Annotated in this window: 26 protein-coding genes; 13 read left to right on the forward strand and 13 right to left on the reverse strand. The window is 44.2% G+C overall.

Annotation, left to right across the window (positions count from 1 at the left end):
- From BCT34_RS07220 to pspA, 4 genes are all read right to left on the reverse strand, one after another.
- Complete coding sequence (locus BCT34_RS07220) at positions 1 to 1,035, reverse strand: efflux RND transporter periplasmic adaptor subunit (protein WP_076654419.1); 1,035 nt, start codon at positions 1,033 to 1,035, stop codon at positions 1 to 3.
- Between the two features lie 158 nt (positions 1,036 to 1,193).
- Positions 1,194 to 1,580: an envelope stress response membrane protein PspC gene (gene pspC / locus BCT34_RS07225; RefSeq protein ID WP_076654418.1), complete on the reverse strand. Its 387-nt coding sequence runs from the start codon at positions 1,578 to 1,580 to the stop codon at positions 1,194 to 1,196.
- On the reverse strand, positions 1,573 to 1,806 hold the full coding sequence (gene pspB, locus BCT34_RS07230) for an envelope stress response membrane protein PspB (protein ID WP_076654417.1): 234 nt from the start codon (positions 1,804 to 1,806) through the stop codon (positions 1,573 to 1,575). Before pspB ends, pspC begins: the two co-directional genes overlap by 8 nt.
- A gap of 14 nt (positions 1,807 to 1,820) precedes the next feature.
- Entirely contained in the window at positions 1,821 to 2,492 is a 672-nt protein-coding gene (gene pspA / locus BCT34_RS07235; RefSeq protein ID WP_010440091.1) for a phage shock protein PspA, read from the reverse strand.
- 269 nt (positions 2,493 to 2,761) lie between these two features.
- Here pspA and pspF point away from each other — a divergent pair, with 269 nt between their 5' ends.
- From pspF to BCT34_RS07270, 7 genes are all read left to right on the forward strand, one after another.
- A complete protein-coding gene (gene pspF, locus BCT34_RS07240) occupies positions 2,762 to 3,784 on the forward strand; it encodes a phage shock protein operon transcriptional activator (RefSeq protein ID WP_076654416.1) in 1,023 nt (340 codons plus the stop codon).
- A gap of 102 nt (positions 3,785 to 3,886) precedes the next feature.
- A complete protein-coding gene (sapA, locus tag BCT34_RS07245; protein ID WP_076654415.1) occupies positions 3,887 to 5,509 on the forward strand; it encodes an ABC transporter substrate-binding protein SapA in 1,623 nt (540 codons plus the stop codon).
- Entirely contained in the window at positions 5,509 to 6,471 is a 963-nt protein-coding gene (locus BCT34_RS07250) for an ABC transporter permease subunit (RefSeq protein ID WP_076654414.1), read from the forward strand. Before sapA ends, BCT34_RS07250 begins: the two co-directional genes overlap by 1 nt.
- On the forward strand, positions 6,458 to 7,345 hold the full coding sequence (gene sapC, locus BCT34_RS07255) for a putrescine export ABC transporter permease SapC (RefSeq protein WP_048658330.1): 888 nt from the start codon (positions 6,458 to 6,460) through the stop codon (positions 7,343 to 7,345). The genes BCT34_RS07250 and sapC overlap by 14 nt, the downstream gene beginning before the upstream one ends.
- Positions 7,345 to 8,346 carry an oligopeptide/dipeptide ABC transporter ATP-binding protein gene (locus BCT34_RS07260; RefSeq protein ID WP_060982812.1) on the forward strand — a complete coding sequence of 334 codons (1,002 nt, stop codon included), beginning with the start codon at positions 7,345 to 7,347 and terminating at the stop codon, positions 8,344 to 8,346. The genes sapC and BCT34_RS07260 overlap by 1 nt, the downstream gene beginning before the upstream one ends.
- Positions 8,343 to 9,125, forward strand: a complete 783-nt coding sequence (locus tag BCT34_RS07265) for an ATP-binding cassette domain-containing protein (protein WP_076654413.1) — start codon at positions 8,343 to 8,345, stop codon at positions 9,123 to 9,125. Before BCT34_RS07260 ends, BCT34_RS07265 begins: the two co-directional genes overlap by 4 nt.
- 36 nt (positions 9,126 to 9,161) lie before the next feature.
- The gene (locus BCT34_RS07270; protein ID WP_076654412.1) at positions 9,162 to 9,941 is read left to right on the forward strand and encodes a DUF2927 domain-containing protein; all 780 of its coding nucleotides are present in this window, start codon (positions 9,162 to 9,164) and stop codon (positions 9,939 to 9,941) included.
- Positions 9,942 to 10,038: 97 nt separating this feature from the next.
- On the opposite strand, the gene BCT34_RS07275 is transcribed toward BCT34_RS07270, so the two are convergent.
- Both BCT34_RS07275 and BCT34_RS07280 read right to left on the reverse strand, forming a co-directional pair.
- Positions 10,039 to 10,428, reverse strand: coding sequence for a DUF2750 domain-containing protein (locus BCT34_RS07275; protein WP_004734596.1), 390 nt, complete (start codon positions 10,426 to 10,428; stop codon positions 10,039 to 10,041).
- A 150-nt stretch (positions 10,429 to 10,578) separates the two neighbouring features.
- On the reverse strand, positions 10,579 to 11,484 hold the full coding sequence (locus BCT34_RS07280) for a manganese-dependent inorganic pyrophosphatase (protein WP_076654411.1): 906 nt from the start codon (positions 11,482 to 11,484) through the stop codon (positions 10,579 to 10,581).
- A gap of 201 nt (positions 11,485 to 11,685) precedes the next feature.
- Between BCT34_RS07280 and BCT34_RS07285 the strand changes: the two genes are divergently transcribed.
- Positions 11,686 to 12,900, forward strand: a complete 1,215-nt coding sequence (locus tag BCT34_RS07285) for a putative manganese transporter (RefSeq protein ID WP_076654410.1) — start codon at positions 11,686 to 11,688, stop codon at positions 12,898 to 12,900.
- A 269-nt stretch (positions 12,901 to 13,169) separates the two neighbouring features.
- Here BCT34_RS07285 and torA read toward each other — a convergent pair whose 3' ends face one another.
- The 3 genes from torA to torE are packed head-to-tail and all read right to left on the reverse strand — an operon-like array spanning position 13,170 to position 17,071.
- Positions 13,170 to 15,632 carry a trimethylamine-N-oxide reductase TorA gene (gene torA / locus BCT34_RS07290; RefSeq protein ID WP_076654409.1) on the reverse strand — a complete coding sequence of 821 codons (2,463 nt, stop codon included), beginning with the start codon at positions 15,630 to 15,632 and terminating at the stop codon, positions 13,170 to 13,172.
- Positions 15,633 to 15,656: 24 nt separating this feature from the next.
- Positions 15,657 to 16,838: a pentaheme c-type cytochrome TorC gene (gene torC, locus BCT34_RS07295; RefSeq protein ID WP_004734592.1), complete on the reverse strand. Its 1,182-nt coding sequence runs from the start codon at positions 16,836 to 16,838 to the stop codon at positions 15,657 to 15,659.
- A 50-nt stretch (positions 16,839 to 16,888) separates the two neighbouring features.
- Positions 16,889 to 17,071: a trimethylamine N-oxide reductase system protein TorE gene (torE, locus tag BCT34_RS07300; protein WP_008222628.1), complete on the reverse strand. Its 183-nt coding sequence runs from the start codon at positions 17,069 to 17,071 to the stop codon at positions 16,889 to 16,891.
- A 437-nt stretch (positions 17,072 to 17,508) separates the two neighbouring features.
- On the opposite strand from torE, the gene BCT34_RS07305 reads away from it, so the two are divergent.
- Complete coding sequence (locus BCT34_RS07305) at positions 17,509 to 18,303, forward strand: ABC transporter permease (protein ID WP_076654408.1); 795 nt, start codon at positions 17,509 to 17,511, stop codon at positions 18,301 to 18,303.
- 358 nt (positions 18,304 to 18,661) lie between these two features.
- Here the strand turns inward: BCT34_RS07305 and focA are convergent, their stop codons facing one another.
- Both focA and BCT34_RS07315 read right to left on the reverse strand, forming a co-directional pair.
- The gene (gene focA / locus BCT34_RS07310) at positions 18,662 to 19,504 is read right to left on the reverse strand and encodes a formate transporter FocA (protein ID WP_048658323.1); all 843 of its coding nucleotides are present in this window, start codon (positions 19,502 to 19,504) and stop codon (positions 18,662 to 18,664) included.
- Between the two features lie 363 nt (positions 19,505 to 19,867).
- A complete protein-coding gene (locus tag BCT34_RS07315; protein WP_076654407.1) occupies positions 19,868 to 21,175 on the reverse strand; it encodes an ATPase in 1,308 nt (435 codons plus the stop codon).
- Positions 21,176 to 21,433: 258 nt separating this feature from the next.
- Here BCT34_RS07315 and BCT34_RS07320 point away from each other — a divergent pair, with 258 nt between their 5' ends.
- The 3 genes from BCT34_RS07320 (at position 21,434) to BCT34_RS07330 (ending at position 23,290) form a co-directional block, all read left to right on the forward strand.
- Positions 21,434 to 21,664, forward strand: coding sequence for a TIGR02647 family protein (locus BCT34_RS07320; protein WP_017630468.1), 231 nt, complete (start codon positions 21,434 to 21,436; stop codon positions 21,662 to 21,664).
- Positions 21,665 to 21,777: 113 nt separating this feature from the next.
- On the forward strand, positions 21,778 to 22,632 hold the full coding sequence (locus BCT34_RS07325) for an NAD-dependent epimerase/dehydratase family protein (RefSeq protein WP_076654406.1): 855 nt from the start codon (positions 21,778 to 21,780) through the stop codon (positions 22,630 to 22,632).
- The gene (locus tag BCT34_RS07330) at positions 22,625 to 23,290 is read left to right on the forward strand and encodes a YdcF family protein (protein WP_076654405.1); all 666 of its coding nucleotides are present in this window, start codon (positions 22,625 to 22,627) and stop codon (positions 23,288 to 23,290) included. Before BCT34_RS07325 ends, BCT34_RS07330 begins: the two co-directional genes overlap by 8 nt.
- Positions 23,291 to 23,387: 97 nt before the next feature.
- Here the strand turns inward: BCT34_RS07330 and BCT34_RS07335 are convergent, their stop codons facing one another.
- Both BCT34_RS07335 and cysS read right to left on the reverse strand, forming a co-directional pair.
- The gene (locus tag BCT34_RS07335) at positions 23,388 to 23,966 is read right to left on the reverse strand and encodes a thymidine kinase (protein ID WP_017060277.1); all 579 of its coding nucleotides are present in this window, start codon (positions 23,964 to 23,966) and stop codon (positions 23,388 to 23,390) included.
- A 98-nt stretch (positions 23,967 to 24,064) separates the two neighbouring features.
- The gene (cysS, locus tag BCT34_RS07340) at positions 24,065 to 25,450 is read right to left on the reverse strand and encodes a cysteine--tRNA ligase (RefSeq protein ID WP_076654404.1); all 1,386 of its coding nucleotides are present in this window, start codon (positions 25,448 to 25,450) and stop codon (positions 24,065 to 24,067) included.
- A gap of 189 nt (positions 25,451 to 25,639) precedes the next feature.
- Between cysS and BCT34_RS07345 the strand changes: the two genes are divergently transcribed.
- Positions 25,640 to 26,134, forward strand: a complete 495-nt coding sequence (locus BCT34_RS07345; protein ID WP_017060275.1) for a peptidylprolyl isomerase — start codon at positions 25,640 to 25,642, stop codon at positions 26,132 to 26,134.
- The last annotated feature ends 88 nt before the right edge of the window (positions 26,135 to 26,222 follow it).

Genomic DNA, 26,222 nt, shown 5'->3' on the forward strand with positions numbered 1-26,222 from the left:
TTATAGCCCCCTTTCCTTGATCCACTCGCGAACTTTAATGCCCGACTCAAGACCATTGACGCCGGAGGTGACAATACGATCGCCATCGTTTAGTCCAGAGACAATATGACGTTTTTCATCAATAACGATGGCAACCTTTTCAACAATACCGTCGTTATTCACACGCCACACCGAGACATCGTCCCCGTCGGTCATCATTGCTGAAGTTGGAATTTTGGTAGCAGCCGCTAACGATGAAACTAAATTTACCGTGCCAGACATACCCGGCAAAATGCCCACGTCGGTTGGTCTTTCCATTACCATAGTAACTTTGTACGAACCTGTTTTCGGATCGGCTTCGGTATCGACTTCTTGGAAGGTTAAAACATAAGAGTTTTCAGGAAACGCATCAAAAACCATGGTTGCATCTGTCTCGAACCCTGAAGAAAAGCGCGTAATAAGTTGGTCGGGTAATAAGAAGACGACTTTAAGAATTTGATTGGTTTGAATATTCATCACGCCTTGCTTGGCGGCAATGTATTCATGATTTTCAGCCGGAATAATGGAGATGGTTCCATCGTAAGGCGCAATTAAAGTGGTGTAGCGAAGGTTAGCTTTGGCTTGATTAAGCATCGCTTTGGCAGAATTGTGATTGGCTTTCGCTTGATCGAAATCTTGCTCTGATACGACTCGGTCTTTTCGCAGCTTAATCGAACGTTGGTATTGAACATCAGCAAGCTTAAAGTTGGCTCTTGCTTGCTTCTCTAACAATTGATATTCGTCAGGATTAAGCGTTGCAAGCCCTTCCCCTTTGCTGACCTTTTGACCCGATGTCACATCGATAGTCTGAAGTAATCCTGGAACACGAAATGCAAGAACCGCTTTGTCACCCGCTTCAGTGGTGGCAGGAAAGCTACGTTCAAAGGCGTTATTACCGACGGAAACGGTGAAGAGTTTGGCGGGTCTAGAATCAGGTTCAGGTACGGGAGGAAGCTCCTTACCACACCCAGACAACCCAGCTAAGGCTGCCAATAGGACAACGGAGGCTCTATACATTGGTGATCATCCATATCTATAAATATTTTTATAACATAGATTAATCACATGTAACTTACCAGTTATCGTAAGATTTATTTAGACAAAATTATTAAAAAAAATAACGGCTTGGAATAAATTATCCTAAACCGTTATCTATTGTTTTTGACGTTTTAGCACTACATGTTCTTAAATGCGCGGTCGACTTTGAAAGTGTCCGAGGTTACATAAGCTTCCATGTTGCGGACACTGGTCTCTAACTTCTGGAAATCGCCCTCTAAAGTGCCCAGTAACGACTCTGCCGTTTGCCCTTTTTCCCAAGGTTTTTGCTTGAGCGTGTGCTCTTGTTTGGCTTTCATCTCATCGACATAGTGAGCTGGCTGTTTTTCAAGCATAAATGTCAAAGCTAAATACGCTAATAACACCAGAAAGCTACCACCAAGCAATGCTGCAGAGATAACTAAGATGCGAACCAACCACACTTCAAGGCCGAAGTAGTTCGCTAAACCTGCACATACGCCAGACAACTTTCCGTTAATCGTATCGCGATACAGTTCTCTACTCATAGTTTCGTCTCCAGCTAGGCGACTCCGCATCCAGTATTTTTTCTAGCGTTTTTACTCGCTCTTGCATGGATTCGGCTTGCGCAGAAAGCTTATGCAGACGTTGAAGATCCGTTTCTGAAAGACCATTGCTGGATTTCTTCTTGCTGCGGTAATGTAAGAATAACCATAGAGGTGCAACGAAGATTAAAAAGACAATCAGTGGACCTGCAATTAGAAATGTTGACATAGACAACTCCTAAATTATTTATCTCGGTTTTCAACTTGTTGCTTCAATTTCGCTAGCTCTTTTTCAATTTCATCTTGAGCTTGTAGTTCTGCAAACTCTTGGTCTAAAGATTTTGCGTTACCTGTTTTAGCGTAAACGTCCGCTTCAGCTTCTAATTCGTCCACTTTACGCGAGAATTGCTCAAACTTCGCCATTGCTTCGTTGGTTTTGCTTGAATGCAGGTGTTTTTGAACATCACGACGATTGCTTGCTGCGTTATTACGAATCATCAAAGCTTGTTGCTTGGCACGAGTTTCTGCAATTTTGGTTTCAAGCTTGCCAATCTCACTGGTTAGCTTTTCGATGGTTTCATGGACCAACGTTTGCTCGGTGTGCAAGCTCTTGATGATGTCTTCCAATTTTTGCTTTTCGATTAGCGCTGCTCTCGCCAGATCTTCGCGTTGTTTAGTCAGTGCTAGTGTCGCCTTGTTTTGCCAATCTAGAATCTGTGTTTCGATTGCTTCAACTTTGCGTGCTAGCTCTTTCTTGTCTGCAATTGCTTTTGCTGAGTTAGTGCGAACCTCAACCAGCGTGTCTTCCATTTCTTGGATAATCAGGCGAATCATCTTTTCAGGATCTTCAGCCTTATCTAATAGTGCACTGATGTTTGAATTTACAATGTCTGCAAAGCGAGAAAAAATACCCATGAGGAACTCCTTAATTACAATGATGGCAAATGCGTTTCAAATCGTTGTCGACTCGTCACCACTTGCTCACTAATCTACATTTGTTGTTAAACCTACCATAAGTAATCCAAGTAGCGTGCCAACTTTTTAGACATTCATTATCAATCACTTACAATAAAATGGTGATTAAGCCGAACCGTGCTATGATGAATTTAGCCAAGTATTGGTATTTTTCACCACTAAAACCTTATATGACCTACACCAGCGCTCAGCTCACACAAGGACCCGTTATGCAGCAGAATCTTATTGGTGAATCACCTAGCTTTCTCTCTGTTTTGGACAAAGTTTCTCAACTGGCTCCAATTGAAAGGCCCATTCTGATCATTGGCGAGCGTGGTACGGGTAAAGAACTGATTGCACAAAGGCTGCACTATCTTTCAAGACGCTGGGATCAGCCTTTGATTTCGCTGAACTGTTCAACCCTCAGTGAAGGTTTGATTGATTCAGAATTGTTTGGTCATGAGTCAGGCTCTTTCACAGGTTCGAAAGGTCGTCATCAAGGTCGCTTTGAAAGAGCGGAAGGAGGCACGCTGTTTCTGGATGAGCTTGCTACGACTCCCCTTGCCGTTCAAGAAAAGCTATTGCGCGTTATTGAATACGGGCAATATGAGCGCGTCGGCGGTCAAAAAGCGCTAAATGCCAATGTAAGACTGGTGTGTGCCACCAATGCCGACTTACCAGAGATGGCATTAAAGGGTGAATTCAGAGCCGATTTATTGGATAGACTGGCGTTTGATGTAATTACTATTCCTCCGTTACGCGAACGGAAAGAAGACATCATGCTGTTGGCAGAATACTACGCTATTAAGATGTGCCGTGAATTAGAATTGGAGTTATTTGTTGGCTTTGCTCCCTCTGCTGTTGAGTCGCTATTGGATTATGCGTGGCCAGGGAATGTTCGAGAGCTGAAAAACGTGATAGAGCGAGCCATCTACCAGCACGGTAAAGACCCATATCCTATTGAATCTTTGGTATTTAACCCATTCAAGCCCGCATGGAAAACAGAGCAAGATTCCTCGCCAGAAACTGGCAATGAGCCGTCTAACAGCCATACTTCATCTGAGAGCTCGTTTTCTTTGCCACTTGATTACAAAGCATGGCAAGAACAACAAGACATCAAGCTACTCAATCAAGCCCTAAAACAGAGTAAGTACAACCAGAAACAAGCAGCAGAATTACTTGGGTTAACCTACAACCAATTACGTGGAATGGTGAGGAAGTACGCGATTGTCGGACAAGCTAACGATAAATAGCTGTCCACACTTGATTATTATTTGGAGCCGAATAAATAAAATGTTAAATTGTCCGGATCTTGAGGCTCCTCTAACGCCTCGTTTCGAAAAGTATTTCTTTTTATGAAAGCACTAATAAGACTATCACTGAGCATCTGCACGCTGAGCTTTCTAGCTGGATGTGGTGAGAGTGTGAATCACGAGCAAATCCGTGAAAAAGGCTTCATTTATTGCGGCCAAGGTAATCCTAGTACCTTCAACCCACAGTTGGTTGATAGTGGTATTACCGCAGAATCGCTGAGCCCTCAAATCTTCGATACACTGCTCACTCTTGATCCGATGACTTACCGACCAAAGCAGAACTTGGCGACAAGTTGGTCTGTTGATAAATCAGGTACAGAGTACACGTTCAAACTGCGCCCAAATGTTGCGTTCCAAACTACAGACTGGTTCACCCCCACTCGTAGTATGAATGCACAAGACGTGGTGTTTAGCTTTGAACGTGTCATTGATAGTTCAAACCCATTTCATTATGTAGGCGGTGGTCTATACCCATGGTTTGCCGGAATTGACTTCAAAAACCTGATCGTCGATATCACTGCTGTTGACGACCTAACGGTGAAATTCCAATTAAGTCGCCCAGACAATTCATTTCTCAATAATATCGCCACCAGCTATGCGGTCATTCATTCTAAAGAATATGCCAATAAGCTAATTGCTGCGGACGAGAAAAATCAAATCGATTCCAACCCGGTCGGCACTGGTCCTTTCTACTTAGACGAATACCAGATCAATGATCTAGTTCGCTTGAAAAAGAACAAGCATTACTGGAGAGGTGACGTACAAATGGACCAAGTTGTGTTTGATACTTCACAACGTGGGACAGGCACACTTGCTAAGCTTCTCCGCAGTGAGTGTGACGTGTTGAACTCACCTATTTCTAGTCAGATACCGATTATTCAAGCTCATGAAGAGTTGATGATTTCTGCCACGCCTGCGGTCAATGTCTCTTTCATCGCGCTAAATACCGAGCATCCGGCACTGCGTGACTCTAGAGTGCGTAAAGCGCTTAACTTAGCCATCAACCGCCAAAACATACTCGATTCTGTGTACTACGGTACAGGGACGAAAGCCTATACATTGCTTCCTCCTACTTCTTGGGCTCACCAAGAGGACAGCGTTCAAGTTCGTTATGATCGAAACTATGCGATTGCGCTGCTCAAAGAAGCAGGTGTTGAACCCGGGTTAGAGCTTTCAATGTGGGTACCATTAGAGCCTCGCGCATACAACCCAAGCCCAAGAAAAACAGCAGAACTTATCCAAGCAAACTTGGCGGATATTGGTATTGAATTGAAACTCTATACCGATGACCGATTTGACCGTACACAGTTATCCTCGATTTCCTCAACAGACCTGTTGCTTACAGGTTGGATAGGCAATACCGGTGACCCAGATAACTTCTTACGCCCGCTTCTCTCATGCAGTTCAGAACGCGCAGGATTAAACGTTTCGATGTGGTGTAATTCAGACTTTGATTTCCTTCTCGATTTAGCACTAGAGATCAATCAACAAAGGCATCGCGTGAATTTGTATCGTCAAGCCCAAAACATTCTCAACGAAGAAGTACCAGTGATCCCTCTGGCTCATGGCGTGCAATTTCGCGTACACGATCGTTCGCTAACGGGCTTTAAACAGAGCCCTTTCAATGCCCAACCTTTTGATCAAGTCAGAAGAGAGGTGCAGTGATGTTTTGGTATACATTAAGACGTATAAACTTATTCGTTATTACCTTAGCGATTTTGACGCTAGTTGGCTTTTCTCTGCTGCGCCTCGACCAAACCTCACCTTGGGCAATTCAAGATTTTTGGCCAGGTTGGTTAAGCTACCTCACTGAATTATCAACGCTCAACTTTGGTTTAAGTAAGCACGGCGTGCCTATTATCGATGAGCTTGTGATCGTTTTCCCGGCGACATTAGAGCTTTGCTTTTTCGCATTTGTATTAGCACTTTTGATTGGTATCCCTTTCGGCACCATTGCGGGTATGAGACAGGGTAAATTTGTTGATACCACCATATCGTTTACCTCAATGGCGGGTTACTCTGCGCCGATTTTCTGGGTCGCACTACTGATGATCATGGTGTTCTCATTACACTTTGAGATGTTCCCAGTTGGCGGTCGATACGATCTGCTATACGAGATTGAACATGTAAGTGGCTTTGCAATGATTGATGCCTTCTTTGCGAAAGGCCGCTACCGAGCACATGCACTGCAAAGTGTTATCGAGCATATGGCGTTACCTTGTCTTGTTTTAGCGCTGGCTCCAACAACTCAGGTCATCCGATTGATGAGAGCGTCAGTGGCTGAAGTGATGACTCAAAACTACATCCGTGCCGCACGAATTAAAGGTCTTTCTACGCGAGAGATCATCACGCAGCATGTGCTAAGAAACGCGATCCCTCCGATTATTCCTAAGGTCGGTGTTCAACTATCGAGTATGTTAACGCTTGCAATTATTACTGAGTCGATCTTTAACTGGCCGGGCATTGGCCGCTGGTTGTTGGATGCCTTGTCGAATCAAGACTACGTTTCTATTCAAGCAGGCGTGATTGTCGTGGCAACCTTAGTTTTGACCGCAAACATTCTGTCCGATCTACTGGGCGCTATGATCAATCCACTGGTAAGGAAGGAATGGTATGCTAACAAATAACGTCTACCAAGAAGAACAAATTCCAACCCAGTTCGAGCGTTTTTGGCGAAGCTTCCGTAGCAATAATCTGGCGATGTTTGGCCTGTGGTGTTTGGTTCTTATTATTCTGGTTACTGTCACTTCACCGTGGTTAGCTCCGCATGATGCACAAGAACAAACGGGTCACCTTCTAACCCCTCCCTCTTGGGACCCAGCGGGTACGGTTGAATACTTTCTTGGTACTGATGACTTAGGCCGAGACATTCTTTCTCGTCTGATAATCGGCTCTCAACTTACCTTCGGCGCTGCGGTGGTGATTACCTTTATCGCAGCGGTCATTGGTTGTTTGATTGGTGTACTTGCCGGGATGACTCGTGGATTGCTATCAAGCACGCTAAACCACCTGCTTGATACGGTCATGTCGATTCCATCTCTTCTGTTGGCGATTATCTTCGTGGCATTCCTAGGCTTTGGGGAGTTTAATATCTTGCTTGCCCTATGTTTAGCACTGATTCCGCGCTTTATACGCTCGGTGTACATCGCCGTGCATGCAGAGGTTGAGAAGGACTATATTCTGGCCTCTCGCCTTGATGGTGCGAACGATTTTTACCTGCTTTGGAACTCAATTCTTCCAAACATCCTCACTGTGGTCGCACTTGAAGTTACGCTGGCATTGTCAGTCGCAATTCTTGATATCACCGCCTTGGGTTTCCTAGGGCTTGGCGCTCAAGCACCAAGTACTGAATGGGGCTCAATCTTGGGAGACTCGGTCGAGTTGATTTACCTTGCGCCATGGACAGTTACCCTACCCGGCTTAGCCATTATGTTTACAGTGATCGTGATTAACCTCGTCGGTGAAGGTGTTCGCCAAGCGCTAAATGCAGGAATCGAATAATGCCGTTACTTGATATTCGACATCTAACCATTGAGATTGAGACCCCTCAAGGGATGGTTAAAGCCGTAGATCGAATGAGTATTACCCTCAACGAAGGGGAAATTCGTGGCTTAGTAGGTGAATCTGGCTCAGGTAAGAGCTTGGTCGCGAAGGCAATCGTCGGAGTCTGTAAAGAAAACTGGAAGGTTTCTGCAGACCGAATGCGCTTAGGTAATATCGACCTACTGCAACTGACGCCTAAAGAAAGACGCCGAGTGATCGCCCGCGATATCGCAATGATTTTCCAAGAACCATCAACGTGTCTTGACCCTTCTGAAAAAGTAGGCAACCAGCTAATTGAAGCGATCCCTTCTCATGCATTTGAAGGTCGTTGGTGGCAACGATTTAAATGGCGTAAGAAGCAGGCGATCGCGTTGTTGCACAAAGTAGGCATCAAAGACCACTCTCGCCTAATGGACAGTTACTCTTATGAGCTGACCGATGGTGAGTGTCAAAAAGTGATGATCGCAATGGCCATCGCAGCCAAGCCAAAAGTCTTGATTGCCGATGAACCAACCAACGACTTAGATCCTATCACTCAGTCTCAGATCTTGCGTTTATTGAGCCGAATGAATCAGATCAATAACACGACCATCATTCTGATAGGCCATGATTTAACGACCATCACTCAATGGGCGACTCGCATTACTGTGATGTACTGTGGTCAGTCTGTAGAATCTGCGGATACGCAAAAACTGCTGGATGCACCCAAGCACCCGTATACCGTTGCTCTGCTAAAAGCGATGCCGGACTTTAACGACTGGATTCCCCACAAAGAGAAGCTTCAATCTTTGCCAGGATCAATTCCACCACTGCAGCATCTTCCTATTGGTTGTCGATTAGGGCCTCGCTGCCCATACGCACAAAGGCAGTGTGTCGAGATCCCACATACTAAACGTATCAAAAACCATAAGTTTAACTGTCACTTCCCTCTGAATATGGAGAAGAAAAAGAAATCATGAGTGCATTATTAGAAGTCAGTGATTTGTCTAAAGACTTTACGACTCGCTCTGGTCTTTTCCGTAAAAAGATTCACCAAGCAGTGAAGCCGGTCAGTTTCTCTCTTGAAGCAGGTCAGACGATTGGTTTTATCGGTCAAAATGGTTCTGGGAAATCGACATTAGCAAGAATGCTCGCAGGCATGGTTGAACCGACTTCGGGCGAGATCCGCGTGAATGGCGAAAAGTTGGAGCACAAAGACTACTCGACTCGTTGTAAGCTGATTCGCATGATCTTCCAAGATCCGAATACGTCGCTAAATCCACGTATTCAGATCGGTCGTATTCTTGAGGGTCCATTAAAGCGAAACACCAACATGCCACCCGAGGCTCGTATGCATCGTGTGAAAGACACACTGTTACGCGTGGGGCTTCTACCAGAACATGCTTACTTCTACCCTCAGATGCTTGCTGCAGGCCAGAAACAGAGGGTTTGTTTGGCTCGAGCCTTGATACTTCAGCCATCCATCATTGTCGCTGATGAAGCGTTGAATGGTTTGGATATGGCAATGCGCTCGCAAATCATTAACTTGTTCTTAGAGCTGCAAGAAGAGATGGGCGTGTCGTTCGTTTATGTATCTCAACACCTTGGTATTGTTAAACACATTACCGACAAGATCATTGTTATGCACGAAGGTAATGTGGTTGAGAGTGGGGAAACAGATCAAGTGTTGACCAATCCAACCCACCAAATCACCCAAAGATTGGTTGAGAGCCATTTCTCCAAAGCGCCGAACCACTAATCTGAAATAACGCAGATCCAACAGAGGGGAAAAAGTATGTTACGAACAGCTTCAATGCTTCCCCTCTTGTTGGCACTATTTTCCTTTAACGTTTCAAGCACACCGCTCACCTGGCTAGATAGAAGCTTCGTCGAAACTGCCTTTTACAACGTCGCGCTTCAACACGAATACTCCCAAGGCAACAAACCGCTCGCCAAATGGAAACAACCAATCAAGATTTGGATCGAGCATCGAGTGGGTGACGAGGAACTGCATCAAGAACTCACAGAACTTCATATCCAACATTTAGCCGAAGTTACCCAACACCCCATAACAATCGTCAGTAAAGAGTCCGAAGCGAACGTAAAATGGATATACACAAGGCAAAGTCAGTGGATATCTGAGGCGAAATCTGTGCTCAAACTCAAATCAACTCAGCATTTAAATAACGCTATCTGCACAGCAAGTTATCGAACCAATTCTAAAGGTGAGATTGTTTACGCTGGAATTGTAATTCCCGTTGATCAGGCAAGGTCACGAGGCAAGCTAGTCGCATGTATCGTAGAAGAGATCACACAAGTTCTAGGCCTGCCGAATGATTCAGATAAAGCCTACCCTTCTATTTTCAATGATCACACGCCAGAAGACTTATTATCCCCCTTAGATGTGGTGCTACTGCAACTACTGTATGAACCCGAATTGAAAGCTGGAATGGCAAAATCTGAAGTAAAACCTATCGTTCGGAAGATACTCAAGAGGTACAGCAAAACAGGTGTGCTTCAACAAGCTTCTAAAGCCGCACAACAAGCGCCGTTGTATCAGTTGATTGGGTATTGAAGAAAATACGTTGAAACAGCTTAGTTGGGATAATTGAATGATAGCGCTGCCTAAGAAAGGCAACGCTGACTTACGATGTCACTGTATAACGAAAGAACTAGCGCTTAGCAGCCTGCTTTTTCAATTCGAAGTCGAACTCATCCGGGAACAAAATAACGCCTTCTTCTTGTTCGTTTGGGAATACCACAACAGCAAGCTCGTCGTCTTCTAGACCGTTCGTCCAGCGACTGTGCCATTTGTTTAATGAGATAGACTCAGCCTTACACTCAGACCAATCGCCCGTTGCCCATGATTCTGCGAACTCTTGATTTGGCCATACTGGAACACAGTCTTCATCTTCCGTATTCAGCATCACACAACCGTGTTCATCGGTTAAGATCCATACTTCACGGTTTGCTACGATTTCTTTCACACAGTATTTCAGGCGTTGCTCACCCGTATACTTATTGATTTCAGCGATTTTTTTATCGTCTAGCTGTGTAGTCATCTTAATTTCCTACTTTAGTCAGTAACTTTGTTCTTAAAGCTATTCTATGCCGAGTGCTTTTAACTTCAAACATTATCGATGAAGAAAAAAATCTACTTCAAAGAAAAACGCCTGCTAAATAAGCAGGCGTTTATTATTTAAGTGACTTGATTAAACAAGCTCACCTTGTAGCCAAGGCCAGCCTTGCTTCTTACGGCTTAGTGTATTTTCCATCATCAATACGCCGTCTTTCTCGTGCTTAACCAATTTCTCAGCCCACTCACCTTTGTAAAGAAGGCGAGTTTGCGCAGTAGTGATGTCAGTTAGCATTACCGCAGCAAATGCTAGACCGTCTTTCTCACAACGCTCTTCAAGATCAGCTTCTAAAGCTTCGATCATGCCGTCTACTTGCTCAAGAGTCGCAAGTTCAACTTGACCAACAACAACATCACGACCGTTGAATGGGTAGCCTTTAAGGTCTTTTTCTACTAGCTGTGCAGCAGATAGGCCTTCGATGTTTGTTTTAGCAATTAGAAGTGCTTTGATAAATGCATCAACGTCTTCTACGCCAGCAATTTCAGCAAGCTCAGCAACGGCGTCTTTGTCTTTTTGAGTACATGTTGGAGAAGCGAAACCAACTGTGTCTGAAAGAATTGCAGACATCATTAGTTTAGCGATTTGTTGAGAGATAGCGTGACCTTCAATCTTGAACATGTTGAAAAGTACAGTGTTTGTACAACCAACAGGCCAGATCCAAGCTTCCATTGGGTTTACTGTCATCACGTCGCCTAGACGGTGGTGATCAACAATACCTACGATCTCTGCTTCAGCAACATCATCTGGTGCTTGTGCTAGATCTGAGTAGTCTACTAGCCAGATTTTCTCACCAGCAACAGAAGTACGAAGTTCTGGCATTTCAGCACCAGCAACTTCAAGAATATGTTGAGTTTCGCGGTTGATCTCGCCTTGGCGAATTGGTGTCGCTTCCTCGCCACGAGCTTTAAGAAGCTCAGTTGCAACTAACGCACTACAAATACTGTCACTATCAGGGTTTTTGTGACCAACAACTAAAATCATGTTTCTTCCTATTACACTAACAATTACGACTCTACCTTTAGAGCCTCTCTTTATTAGCCATACTTTACCTCATTTTTTTAGATTGGTCATGTTTCGTGGGTTTAGCCAATAGTAACAATAGGTAAAAAAACAACAAATGCAATTGATAATTATTATCATTCGTATATATTTATCTTAAGCCACTAATTTTGAGTAACACCTATGGATCGATTAATCTCTTTTTTGCCAAGCAGTAGCGCTGCGAAAACAACTCAGTTCTCACTCTCTTTTAAGCGACTGCTATTACCTATCTCACTTGCAGCTTTGGTTGCTGCGCCTGCTACGCGAGAGCTTACGGTTACGACCTTGTCAGACGCATTCTGGGCCGTGTCTTGTTATGTCGCTTTAACCTTAGCGGTCTATCACTGGCTCAGCCTGTACATCAATAAAGACAACGTGTTCAGCAAACTTGTTCACCAATCTCGTTCTAACCAAGTCGTATTTGCAGCCCTGATGGGCGCACTTCCAGGTTGTGGTGGGGCCATCGTTGTCACTACACAATTCATCTCAGGTAAGCTCGGATTTGGCGCGGTTGTTGCGGTGCTCGTCTCAACCATGGGCGATGCTGCCTTCTTACTCATTGCAAGCGAACCTAAAACAGGTTTAGCCATGATGGCGATGGGCGTGATTGTGGGTACGGCATCAGGTCGGATTATTAACTTGTTTCACGCAGACGATTTCTTACGCCCAAAACAAGTAGAGGATAACGAACCTGTTAGAAGCTGTTCATCGCAATCACAAGACAAAGAGGCGGTTTCTAAAAAAGCGATCAATCTACAAGGCTACTTGTGGTCGGTGTTGATTGTTCCGGGTGCGGCGGTTGCTCTACTCGGCTCTTTTCAAGTCGATGTAAACGAGCTGCTGTCATTACCTGAGATGTCGATGGAATGGATTGGTGCTATCTTGTTGATTAGCTCAATGTTTTTATGGGGACTAACCCGAGAGATTAAAGACTATAAATCAGCAGTTAGTGAGGATGAGAAATGTCTAGGCTCACACCCACTACAGAAAACAGCTCAAGATACTAACTTCGTAACTGCATGGGTTGTGGTTGCCTTTCTCTTCTTTGAATTTGGCGCTGTGATAGCAAATGTTGATTTTGCGGCGCTATTCTCAAGCTGGGGCATTATGCTCCCCTTGGCTGGTGTCCTGATGGGTTTGTTACCGGGCTGTGGACCACAACTGTTGGTCACGAGCCTTTACCTTTCAGGTGCGCTTCCACTTTCGGCTCAGGTTGGTAATGCGATTTCAAATGATGGTGACGCGCTTTTCCCTGCGATTGCAATGGCACCAAAAGCAGCGCTTGTCGCAACCTTATACTCAAGTGTACCCGCTTTGATTTGTGCTTATGGATATTGGTTTATGTTCGAGATTTAAATCTCACAACTCGATAGGTCTCTATTAGGTCGCTACTTTATATCGACCTTTTTGCTTTCTGATACTTTGTCACGCTGATCAGTACTTGCTACCGTTCTTATTTGTACTCACATTCTAACCCCTCTCCCGCTATCAATACGCTTCCAGACGCTCTACATATGTGGTTTACCATAAATATGAAGACTGATAACTAAAATACAAAAAGCCCCTGTAAGAGTACTTACAGGGGCTTTAATTCAAGCTCTAATCTTTGCTTTTAAGCGAGATGCTTAAGAAACTTCGATTGGACCACCGAATGAAGTTACTGGAGGCAGTTTGCCTTGGAACTTCTCGAAGTCTACCAAACATGTGTTTGCTGACGTCGCTTGAGCTAGTTCAGAAGTACCGATGTCTTGTGTCAGTGTGTTTGGATCGCCGTATGTATCTAGCGCGCCTACTTTCTCGTTGATCGGACCGTACCAAGCACCTTCTTCGATACGTACAACACCAGGAGCGTAGCTATCCATTAGAACAGCACCTGCTAGTAGTTGACCACGGTCGTTGAACACACGTACTACGTCACCGTCTTTGATGCCTTTCTTCTTAGCATCAGCTGGGTTGATGTAGATTGGCTCACGGCCTTGTACCGCGTAAGTCGCACGCCACTCTTCAGATTCACACATCTGAGAGTGAAGACGCTTGTCTGGGTGACAAGATTGTAGCCAGTACGGGTGTTTGTCAGAGCCTGGACCACCGTGTGAACGTTCAGATTTCTCGAACCACATTGGGTGTTCTTGACAGTGCTCGTAGCCCATGTTGCCAACAGTACGGCTTGTGATTTCGATGAAACCAGAAGGCGTACCTAGTGCATTGATCTCTGGATCTTCACGGAATGAAGCGTGACGAGTCCAAGGCTTACCTTTACCGAAGTCTAGGAAACCTTTCTCCCAGAACTCAGCGAACTCAGGCATTTCGAAGCTACCTTCGTTTGCAGCACGACACTCTTCGTACAGAGATTTAACCCACTGCATTTCGTCCATACCACGCGTGTAATCGTCGTAACGACCCCAACGCTTAGTTAGACTAGACATGATCTCGAAGTCAGTCTTAGACTGGAACAGAGGATCCACTAGTTTGTGCATCGCGATCAAACCACGGCCTGAATATGCGCCGTAGCCATCAATATCGTTACGTTCCCACTGAGTACATGCTGGAAGCACGATATCAGAGTGACGACAAGTTGCAGTCCAAGCAAAATCAACAGCGACTACAGTTTGTAGGCTCTTGAATGCTTTACGCATCTTGTTGCGATCTTGGTGGTGGTGCCACGGGTTGTTACCACTGAATACCATCATCTTGATATCAGGTAGTGTTACCGTTGAACCGTTCGCTTTGATCTTCTTACCAGGCTCTAGCAAGCTATCAACCCAACGAGCAACTGGGATTACGCGGCTGTAACCGTTGTAATCTGTGTTCGTGTACTTAGGTGATTGACCTTGATCGATGTTCAGCGGGAAAGAGCCCGGAGCAGCGAAGCCAGTTGAAGATACACCGATACCAGAGTAGTGGTGACCGTAAGAGATACCACCGCCAGGTAGACCAATTTGGCCAACCATTGCTGCGATAACTGCACACATCCAGTACGGTTGCTCACCGTGTTGTTGACGTTGGATACTCCAACCCACAAGGATCTGTGTACGACCGTTAACCAGCATCTTAGCGAAGTCACGGATAGAGTCCGCGCTCGCACCACAGATAGCTGAAGCCCACTCAGGTGTCTTCTCAACTTTATCTTTCGTTTCACCTTGAACGTACTTGATAAAGTCTTCAAAACCTAGACAGTAAGTTTCGATGAACTTCTTGTCGTATAGGTCTTCGTTGTAAAGAACGTGAGCAACACCTAGCATGAACGCCACATCAGTTTGTGGGTTGATGTACATTTGCTCGTTTTCTAGGTAACGGCCTGTTTTGTTTTTAACAGGGTCAACAGAAACAACGTTGATCTCTTTCTTAGCAACTTTTTCTTTCAGCTGTTCTAAGTATGCGAATGACTCGTGAGTCTCACATGTCCAACCTACTTGAAGGTTCTTAACTGGATCGTTACCCCAAAGAACAATGTTGTCACTGTTTTCTAGGATAAGTTCCCAAGATGTACCTTGTGCGTAAACTTCAGTAGAACCTAGTACGTAAGGCATGATCGTTTGACCAGCACCTGTCGAGTAGTCACCGATTTTCTTCACAGAGTAACCGTGAAGCGCCATTGCACGTTGCATGTGGTTCGTACAGCTGTGGAACTGACCTGTTTGTCTCCAACCAGTTTGACCTGTGTGAAGCGCCCATGGACCGTAATCTTTCTGTACGCGCTCTAGTTCGCGGTAAACAAGGTCTAGTGCCTCATCCCAAGTCACACGAATAAAGCGGTTGTTACCACGCGTGTCTGCGCTGTACTTGTGCTTCTTCAACCAATCTAAGCGAACCATTGGGTAACGCACACGTGATGGGCTGTAGATAATACCTTTGATACCTTTCAGCATCTCTGTTGGGTGCTGATCGATTTCTAGAGGTTTAATTTCTTGTACTTTACCCGCGTAAACGCGAGCTCGGAATGCACCCCAGTGAGAACCAGAGACTTTCCACGCACCGTCTGTTTCTGCAGCAGACGCTGATGCCGACGCCAATAAGCTTGGACCGATAACCGATGCCGCACTTGTAGTAGCGACACCTTTCAGAAAACTTCTTCTTGTAATTGCCATTGTGTTACTCCAATTGACGTCTTATTAGTGATGGCCTTCAGAAAAATCTGATGAGTGCTTCTGTAGATACTTAAGAACAAGTGCTTCTGTATCTGTATCGAAGTTAACGAATGCAATCATACCATCTAGCATACCTACCCAACCGTTAGCACTGAAGTGAGCTTCATCTGGCTGCGAGTGACACGTTGAACAGTTAGATTGGTACGCTTGACCAGCTGCGTTCCAGATTGGATCGAAGTTATCAACCATAGACTCTTTCTTCATCCAAAGTGCTAGGTTAACTTCTTCCCATGGAAGACCAGTTAGCTCATCTTCTTTCTTTTCACCAACAGTGATTACGTCGCTTTGAGATACTTCTTTAGTCAAGATTGCTGTCGAGATGTTCATACCGAAGTCTTCTTGGATTACACGTCCGAAGCCTTTCGCTTTACGCCAACCGTCGATTTGAATCTTGATCATGTCGCCTTTTTCGTCGATAACCGCAACTTTACTTGCAGGGCTTAGTAGACCCGCTTCAACGGTTGCAGTTTCATCCGTGTACATTGGTAGATGACGAATAGAGATCACGTCTGAACCATTTGCGTAAGATGTGCTGCTTGCTACATTTTCTAGCTCGCCAACAATACCGCTCGCTGATGCCATATCTAATGGAAGGTTGTGAGCAATACCTTTGTGACAGTCGACACAGCTTTGATCACGCTCTGCCGCGTTCTTCATCTGGATACGCGCTGTTGGGCGCATGTTTTCGAAATCCATTGAATCGTAGTTGTGGCAGTTTTTACACTCTAGAGATTTGTTCGAAGAGAAACGATCCCATTCGTGTTTAGCCAGTTCAATACGACGAGCTTCGAATTTCTCAGGTGTATCTAGGTCACCAAATACTTGAGCGAATACTTCTTTAGATGCTTGCATCTTACGAGCGATTTTTGCTGTCCATTCATGTGGAACGTGACAGTCAGGACAAGTAGCACGTACACCAGAAGTGTTTTTCCAGTGAACCGTTTCTTGTAGTTCTACGTATACGTTGTCACGCATGGTGTGACAGCTTACACAGAATTCTTCTGTATTTGTGTGCTCTAGAGCTGTGTTAAAACCGCCCCAGAAAATAACACCGGCGATAAAGCCACCCATAGTTAGTACACCAAGACTGATGTGTACCGCTGGGCGAGTCATTGTGCGCCATAATTTAACTAAAAATGATTTCATGTTTAGCTCTCTTAAATATTGATTTTAAAAAATGTTGTTACTAGAGGGCATTACATGCCGCCGTGAGCACCAGGAGGTCCGAATACAAACACTTGCAGTGCCCAAACTAGGAAGCCGTAACCGCCTACAAAAGCCACACTTAATATTGGAAAGAGAACCACCGCAATGAAGAGGAAAGACTTCCACTCCAACGAGCGTTTTTCGCCAGTTTCAATTTTATTAACATCACTCATACATTTTGCCTATTTTGTATTTAGTAATTTCGAGTAACCCATTCTATGGGGCTAAAGTTCTTAAGTATCTAACAACAAATTTTAGACCATACACAAAGTAGGGTTCAATCAAATCTCCCGTTATAACCCTTGCTAATCAATACTTTTTTGAGGTCATCCAAACTTGTTTTTAGTTAAACAAAGTTATTAAAAAGTATTAACAAATGTGAAGAATTAAGTATATTTCACAATTGTTAAATTCCAACACCTACACAACCATATTGTAACTAATTTTAACGTTTTACCTACTAAGTAGTAGCCAAAAAAGCCTCAAACAACCAATATTTTGTGGTTTGTTTGTTAAATTATTGAATGTTTTTTGAAGCAACAGTTGAGAAGCTGAAATGCATCATTTGGCACTTTCAGATATGATGGGGACCTACTGAAAAGGAAGCATTATGCAAGACGTTATTGATATATCTTGGTGGCAGTTATTGTTCTTCAGCTCACTACTCTTGCTACCCATTACTATCAACCACAAGCTAAAACTCGGCCTTGGCAAAGAGGCTTCGATCAGCATAATTCGTATGGTAATTCAGCTATTCCTGGTTGGTCTTTACCTAGAATACTTGTTCACCTTGAATAGTTTGTGGGTCAATTTGCTGTGGTTATTTGCGATGATTATCGTCGGCGCAAGCTCGATCGTTGAAAAATCTAAGCTCCCAAGAAACCTACTTTTGGCTCCTGTGGCCGTTAGCCTTGCGGTAACTTGTGTACCTATTGTCTTGTTCATTTGCTTTTTCATCATTAAACCAACACCGGTTTTTAACGCGCAGTACCTTATCCCAATTGCAGGAATGCTACTGGGTAATAGCTTAAGCAGTAATATTGTGGCATTGCAGAATTTGTTTGGCGCTTTTGAAACGCAGAAATCAGAATATGAAGCGGCAATCGCATTAGGCGCGTCTCCAACCTATGCTGCTGCGCCTTTTGTGCGTAATGCGATACAGAAAGCGATGTCACCAATAATGGCTTCTATGGCAACCACCGGCTTAGTCACGCTACCGGGAATGATGACGGGGCAGATCTTAGGTGGTGCTTCGCCGATGATCGCGATTAAGTATCAACTGATGATCATGCTGGCTATTTTCGTGATGATGAGCTGTTCTTTAGCACTTGCACTTCACCTTTCACTAAAGACTTCTCTGACCAAAGAAGGACGAGTTCTTGCTCAAATACAGCCTGCGAAATAGCCTCCCTACTCCGCTTAGATCTGGTTACTCACTGAATTTGAGACAGGTTATCCACAGAAACTGTGGATAACCAAATCAATATCGATCCTTTTTTGTCCATTTAGACCCAAGGAAAGATCATTGCCTTTGATCTTTGGGTGATTTCAAAGACATATACACACATGATGATCAGCGCAGTTGAGTGTTCAAATGATCATTCGAGCGATGAAGACGAGGGTTTTCCACAAATAAAAAACGGCCTGCAATGCAGACCGTCTTGTAAATGTCATAAGTCAGTTCAGTGTTTCCAATGAACTTTAGCTCATCTCGTCAACTGAGTTAGTTAGGTACGCCAACTTTGTTGATAGAGCCACCTTGATTAGTCACGCAGATAGATCAACCAGTACCACATGCCAACAAAGATACCGCCGCCAATGATGTTTCCGATGGTAACGGGCAGCAAATTGTTCATTAAAAAGTCAACCATGTTCAGATCAACATAGTCCGCAGGGTTAGCGCCTGTCATTGTCCAGAATTCAGCTGGAGCAAATGTTTTGATGCCGATAGCTAAAGGGACTTGAAACATATTCGCAATACAGTGCTCGAAACCAGCCGATACGAACATCGCAACAGGTAAAATCATTACAGCGATTTTGTCGGTTAGTGTACGTCCACTAAACGTCATCCATACCGCGATACAAACCAATACATTACACATGATACCGAGCGCGATAGCTTGGATAAAATCATGGTGCATCTTGTGTTGGGAAATCGCCATTGCATTCAAGCCTACTTGCCCGTGGTCAAACATGTACTGTTTGGTCAGTAACATACAAGCCACCAGCAGCAACGCGCCGATCAAGTTACCTACATAAACCGTAGCCCAGTTCTTGACGAGCGTGCGCCAAGTAATTTTGCCACTTGCACGAGCAACCAGAGTAAGCACCGAACTGGTAAATAGCTCACCACCGGTAACAACAACGAGAATTAAGCCCAAGCTAAATGCAAGGCCACCTAATAAGCGAGTAATACCCCAAGGCAAATCACCAGCACCGGTCGTTACGATGGTGTAGAACACAAACGCAATACCGATATGTATGCCAGCGGAAATCGCCAAGAGAAAAGATTTGATTGGATCTTTGGTTGCTTTACCTACGCCAATATCTGCAGCGCGCTCAGCCATTTGTGGCGGTAATAATGAGTCAAATTGGTTTAGATTCATGATGATTTACATTTTGAAACATGTCGTCGGGAGCGCGATAATCCTCTCTTTCATTTCTGAATTCAAGAGCTATTTTAGGCTCAAAATGCCTCTCACAGCCTTGTTGAAAGCAAATAGTCCGAGTTATTCCAAATTCATACGACTTTAGTAGTAAAAAGAAAACTCTGCTGAATGATTAGTTATCAGCATAGAAAATAACACACCTATAAATATCAACAAGTTACGTTAAAACCGAAGGAATGCCGTACACTATAAAGTGTCCATTAAGCGCTTTTATTTGTAGATTTTGATATAGATCAAGAGAACGCAAAAAAGCGCCCTTAGGCGCTTTTAACTCAATCACAAATAAAGAAATTAGTGATGCTAAACCGAAGGTTCAATCACTTCTTCTGATGATAGTTCTAGAGCCGGGTTCTCTAGATTTGTTTCAATACTCGGCGGGATCGCATCAGAATCACTTTCGTTGGCAACTTTACCACCTAAGCTTTTCAAACTATCGACTAATTCTTCTAAGCTTTTGATGTGAGCATCACTCTTGGTAATCTGCTCACCTAGCAACTCACTGTGTTTAGTTGCTTCCGACAATTGCTGTGCTTGTTTCTGGTTTTCAGACTCCAACTGAGCCAACTGCTCAGTCAAAGTTTCAATCTCTGACTTTAATAGCCCTGTCATATCGGAGCTTTTTAACGCTTTCACACTCGCCACAATCTTCTGCGATTGCTGACGTAGCCCAACATCACGGTAGTCTTCATCATTGACGACTTGTGAAATGCTCAAGAGCTGATTCTCAGCATTCAAAACCGATTGTTCGAATTGGTCACCTTTAACGCTGGCGAGAACTTTGACTTCATGAGCGACACTGCGCACGTGGTTCAATTCGAATTCTGCAGCATGGACCGCGTCTTCAATGATCGACTTTTCGCGAGGGCTAGCTTTCACTTGGCTTTCGGCCAACGCAATTTGAGATGCTGCCTTAGCAAAGGTCAATGGAGCAACGTCATCGAAATCTTCATCTTCCAAGAACTCTAATTCGTTCTTCAAAGGTTCGATGTATTTCTTATGCGCCACTTTAACTTCTAGCAAACGGGCGTTATTAAGAAATTCCACCTGCGGTTCTTGTGCGTCTTCAAGCTCATTGACCAATACATACTCAAACAGCTCGCTGTATTCTGAATACAAACGTTTATAGCTCGAGGTAAACATGGTATCTGCGCCTAGGAACTTCAGGTAATCCATTTGAACAATCGAATCAGCGAGTACTCGGTCAGCCTTCTTCTTTAGCACTAAAATCGAGTCATAGTTTGATTTGATCAATGCGATTTTTTCATCAAATGCTTCAGCGTAAGTTAGGCTTGAAAAAATGGAGTAACTCTTGGTTATCCGAGTTTCGTCTTTCAGTAAGTCCGCATAAATACTTTCAGCATCACCCCATGCATCTAATAGTTCATTGTAATTCTCTGGTGCATAGAGAGATAATTGGGTGTGATCTGCAAGCTTAACCTCCCATTCGGAGTAAACACTTTGGACAGACTGAAATGAACGGACCTCAATTGTAGATTCATTATTGTTGTTTGTGGTTTGGTTCGCGTCTGCCTGCTCTGAAGGTGTGCTTTGACAACCTGAGATAGCAAATAGCATACTGATCGTTAATGCTACTTTGTTCGCTCTCACTTATGCATATCCTTTTTTATACAATATTCGCTCAATGCAAATTATTTCTAGTCACAATATATTACAACCACTTAGCAATAAACATCATTGATGATTTAAGTGGGCGCAAATCACCCAATATAACCAAAATAAACTCGTCACTCGATGATTAATCAATCAATTTGGTATCACTTATCAATTCTCTTTATTTGCTATTGCCTGAGCCGAGAATGCGCACTAAGGTGAAGGTAGAGAACGTTATGAATATATAGGTTAATTATGAAGTACAACGCTGAACATATTGCTGATTTAAACCTCCTTCTTCAATTTGATGTAAGTAGTGCTGCTACTGGAATTAAAGTTCATCAAGAGGCTGCTCAAGAAACTCAGGACGCTGTTAAGCGCCTGTTCGAAAAAAACCTTTGTACTCAGCCAGACGGCGGTTATCTAACAGATGAAGGTATCGAGATGGCAGAGCGCGCAGATAAACTACTCCGCGTACTAAAATAAATCTCCATTGTTCTAGTAAAAACTCCACTCGTTTCGGCCGTGGAGTTTTTTCATTTTTGGGCAAAGGTTTGTTAGGCTTATACCAATCCATAGCTTGCAGTTGTGAGGAACAGATGGCTTCTATATTTATTGTCGGTGCAGGATGGGTAGGTGCACCTTTATCTGAACATTTAGAAAAACATGGTAACCGAGTGGTGGTCACGAAAACGACCCAAGCAGGAGCAGACGCGATTGCTAGCGAGCGAATTCCATGTGAAGTGTTTAGTTTTGATTCGTCAGAGCCCGAACAGACTATCGGGCAACTCTATTCCCTGTTACTCGAAAACAACACCGAGATTGTGGTTGGCAGCTTTCCTCCTGGATTTCGAAAAGGAGCGGGACAAGAGTATGCCGAATACTGGCAGCAACTGACCAAAGCATGTCAAAAGGCCAACATTAAAAAGCTCATCATGATCAGTTCAACCACGGTATACCCAACCAAGCCGGGCGTACTAAATGAGCTGGATGCATCACTCCCCCTTGCAACCTCAGATAACGATCACGCGTCTTCATTTTCTGATAACGCGCGAATCATGTTGCAAGCTGAACAGTCGGTGATGGAGTCCGGTATCGACTACACCGTTCTTCGCTTTAGTGGGTTAATTGGCCCAAGTCGTCACCCATCACGCTTCGCAAGCAAGTTAAAACAAGTCAGCACTCAAGCTCCAGCCAACATGCTGCACCTTGATGACGCGATTGGCGCTGTCGACTTCGCTATCAGTCAGCTGCACAACGAAGTGGTTAACGTGACGACGCCAAATACGGTCAGTAAAGCGGAGTTTTATGCCGCAGCACTGAAAAGCGCCAACAGCAGCGAGCCTCTACCCGCCGTTGTTGACACCCCAGACAAGTTGATCTCTTCGCAGAAAATTCTCGACTTAGGTTATTCATTTAAATTCGAATCCACACTGGACGCACTTCATGACTGAACAATCTATTGCTAAGAAAGCTACCAATATAAAACTGCATCGCTCAGTCGACACCCTTTGGAACTTTATGTCTATGGGGCACGAGGTTACACCTTCCGACTGTATCTTTGTGTTGTGCAGCAACGATACTCGCGTCGCAGAATATGCAGCCGAGCTTTATCACCAAAAGATCGCACCTTACATCGTTTTTTCTGGTGGTGTGGGACGCTTTACCGAAGGAAGCTTTGAGCGCTCAGAAGCCGAAACATTCGCTTCTATTGCGCGAGATTGTGGTGTGCCTGACTCTGACATTATCATAGAGAAGCAAGCAACAAACACTGGGGAAAATGTACGATTCACTCACGAATTACTGACAGGGCAAGGGTTATCTCCGAAGAGGCTGACCTTAGTTCAGAAGCCCTTCATGGAAAAACGCACCTACGCCACTTTCAGTAAACAGTGGCCTGAAGCAGCAACAGAAATCACCGTGACGTCAAAATGGCAAGATTGGGTCGATTACTTTAATGAAGAGTTGCCGTTAGACATGGTATTAGGCGCATTAGTTGCGGATTTCGAGCGAATCAAATCCTACCCAGCAAAAGGCTTTCAGATCGAGATGTCGATTCCAGAGGAAGTTGATCACGCCTACTTAGAGATCAAGAAGCTTGGCTTTGAATAGATAGCAACAACCCATTGAAAAACAAAATCGGTGGCATTGAGCCACCGTTTCTTTTATTGCTTAGCGTTTAAGTTATAGCTGAAACATTGAGAAGCGTTTATTTTCCTAACGCTTCTTTGTAGTGCAAACGACAAACAGAAACGTATTTATCGTTACCACCAATAGCCACTTGGTCACCTTCGGCAATCGCCACACCGTGCTCGTCGGTACGAATTACCATGTTCGCTTTACGACCGCAGTGACAAATCGTTTTAAGCTCAACCAGTTTATCTGCCCAAGATAGTAAGTAGCGGCTACCTTCAAATAGTTCACCCAAGAAGTCGGTACGTAGGCCGTAACACAACACAGGGATGTGTAGCTTATCAACCACTTCTGTTAATTGGTAAACCTGCTCCTTCGAAAGAAACTGGCACTCATCGATCAAAACACAATGGCGCTTTTCTTCCTCATTGAGCTTTTTAATTGCATCAAACATGTTGGTGTCATTTTTAAAAAGTTGAGCTTCAGATTGCAGACCAATTCGTGAGCTCACTTTACCGATACCATATCGGTCGTCCAACGCAGCCGTAAAGATCACTGGCGTCATGCCACGCTCTTGGTAGTTGAATGAAGATTGAAGAAGCGTTGTTGATTTACCCGCATTCATTGCCGAGTAATAAAAATACATCTGAGCCACAGAAATATTCCTGTTAATTAAAAGTTTAATATAGAAAAGGTGAAAATAGAGAATTTGTGCCAGAAAAAAGGGCTGAAAATCAGCCCTTTTTATAAGATTTACTTACGACGCCAAGTCGTGCCTTCTGGACCATCTTCCAGAATGATGCCCAGCTCGTTTAGCTTGTCACGTGCAAGGTCGGCGTTTGCCCAATCCTTTGAAGCACGAGAGTCGTTACGCAGTTTGATCAACGCTTCGATTTCAGCCACTTCGTCATCGTTACCTGCCGCATCACCTTGAAGGAAAGCTTCTGGCTCTTGATGAAGAATACCGATGATGTCTGCTAGTTCACGCATCAATGCACCAAGTCCGCTTGCTTTTTCGATGCTTTCAGGTTTGATACGGTTGATTTCACGCGCCATTTCAAACAGTACTGAATAAGCTTCAGGCGTGTTGAAGTCATCGTTCATCGCTGTAGAGAATCGAGTCACGTACTCTTCGCCACCAGCAGGAGCAGCAGTTAAGTCTAGGCCACGAAGTGACGTGTATAGACGCTCTAGTGATGCACGAGCTTGGTTTAGGTTGTCTTCGCTGTAGTTCAGCTGGCTACGGTAGTGACCAGACATTAGGAAGTAACGCACCGTTTCAGCATCGTAATGTGCTAGCACGTCACGGATAGTGAAGAAGTTACCTAGCGACTTAGACATCTTCTCTTTGTCTACCATCACCATACCACTGTGCATCCAAGTATTTACATATTGAGTACCGTGCGCGCAGCAAGACTGTGCGATTTCATTCTCGTGGTGTGGGAACTGTAGATCTGAACCACCACCGTGGATATCGAAGTGGTTACCAAGAATAGACGAGTTCATCGCTGAACATTCGATGTGCCAACCTGGACGACCTGGACCCCATGGTGATTCCCATGTCGGTTCACCTGGCTTAGACATCTTCCATAGAACGAAGTCTAATGGGCTGCGTTTTGCAGATTCAACATCAACGCGAGCACCGGCTTGAAGCTGGTCAAGGTCTTGCTTAGAAAGCTTGCCGTATTCGTCGAATTTCTTTACTTCAAACATCACGTCACCGTTGCTTGCTACGTATGCAAAGCCACGTTCAATCAGCTTTTCAACAAGTTCGATAATTTCAGTGATGAACTCCGTAGCACGAGGCTCAACGTCTGGACGCTTCATGTTCAACGCATCGAAGTCTGCGTGCATGTCACCGATTAGGCGTTCAGTCAGAGAGTCGCAAGACTCGCCATTTTCGTTGGCACGCTTAATGATTTTGTCGTCGATGTCTGTGATATTACGTACAAACGTTAGGTCGTAACCTAAGTAACGTAAGTAACGAGTCACAACGTCGAAAGAAACGAACGTACGGCCATGACCAATATGACAGAGATCGTATATGGTTACCCCACAGACATACATGCCGACTTTGCCAGCTGTAATTGGTTTGAATTCCTCTTTCTGTCTTGTGAGCGTGTTATATATCTTCAGCATGATCTCTATCTATTTTATGGATTAATCAAAAATAAGCTCGCAGTATAACAAGTCATACCTTAATAGGTAATCCCCAAAAGCAGGAATTACCTCAAACACCCGAGTAAGTTAATGATTTGGTGATTTGAAAGTCCGCCAACATGCGCTAGAATTCGAACTTCATATTAAAAAGACAGTAAGGTAACAATCATGATCATCCTTCACACAAATTTTGGTGACATCAAAGTTCAACTTAACGAAGAAAAAGCACCAGAAACAAGCGCAAACTTTCTACAGTATTGCCGTGACGGTTTCTACGACAACACACTATTCCACCGTGTTATCGATGGTTTCATGATTCAAGGCGGCGGCATGACTTCTGGCCTTAAAGAAAAAGCGACTCGTGCAACGATCAAGAACGAAGCAAACAACGGTCTTGCGAACAAAGTTGGTACGCTAGCAATGGCTCGTACTATGGAACCGCATTCAGCGAGCTCTCAGTTCTTCATCAACGTTAACGACAACTCTTTCCTAAACTTCCGTAGCGAGAGCCTAGACGGTTGGGGCTACTGTGTATTCGCAGAAGTTGTTGAAGGCATGGACATCGTAAACAAGATTAAAGGTGTTAGCACTGGTTCTATGGGTATGCACCAAGATGTACCTCTAGAAGAAGTGATCATCACTGGTACTACAATCGAAGCTTAATTACTTGCTTGCTTTCGATTAGTATTAATAATTGATGAGCCGATAAAATCAGGATATAGGGAGCGAATCGCTCCCTTTTTTTAGACCT

The sequence above is a fragment of the Vibrio sp. 10N.261.45.E2 genome (assembly GCF_002875705.1).
GTDB lineage: Bacteria > Pseudomonadota > Gammaproteobacteria > Enterobacterales > Vibrionaceae > Vibrio.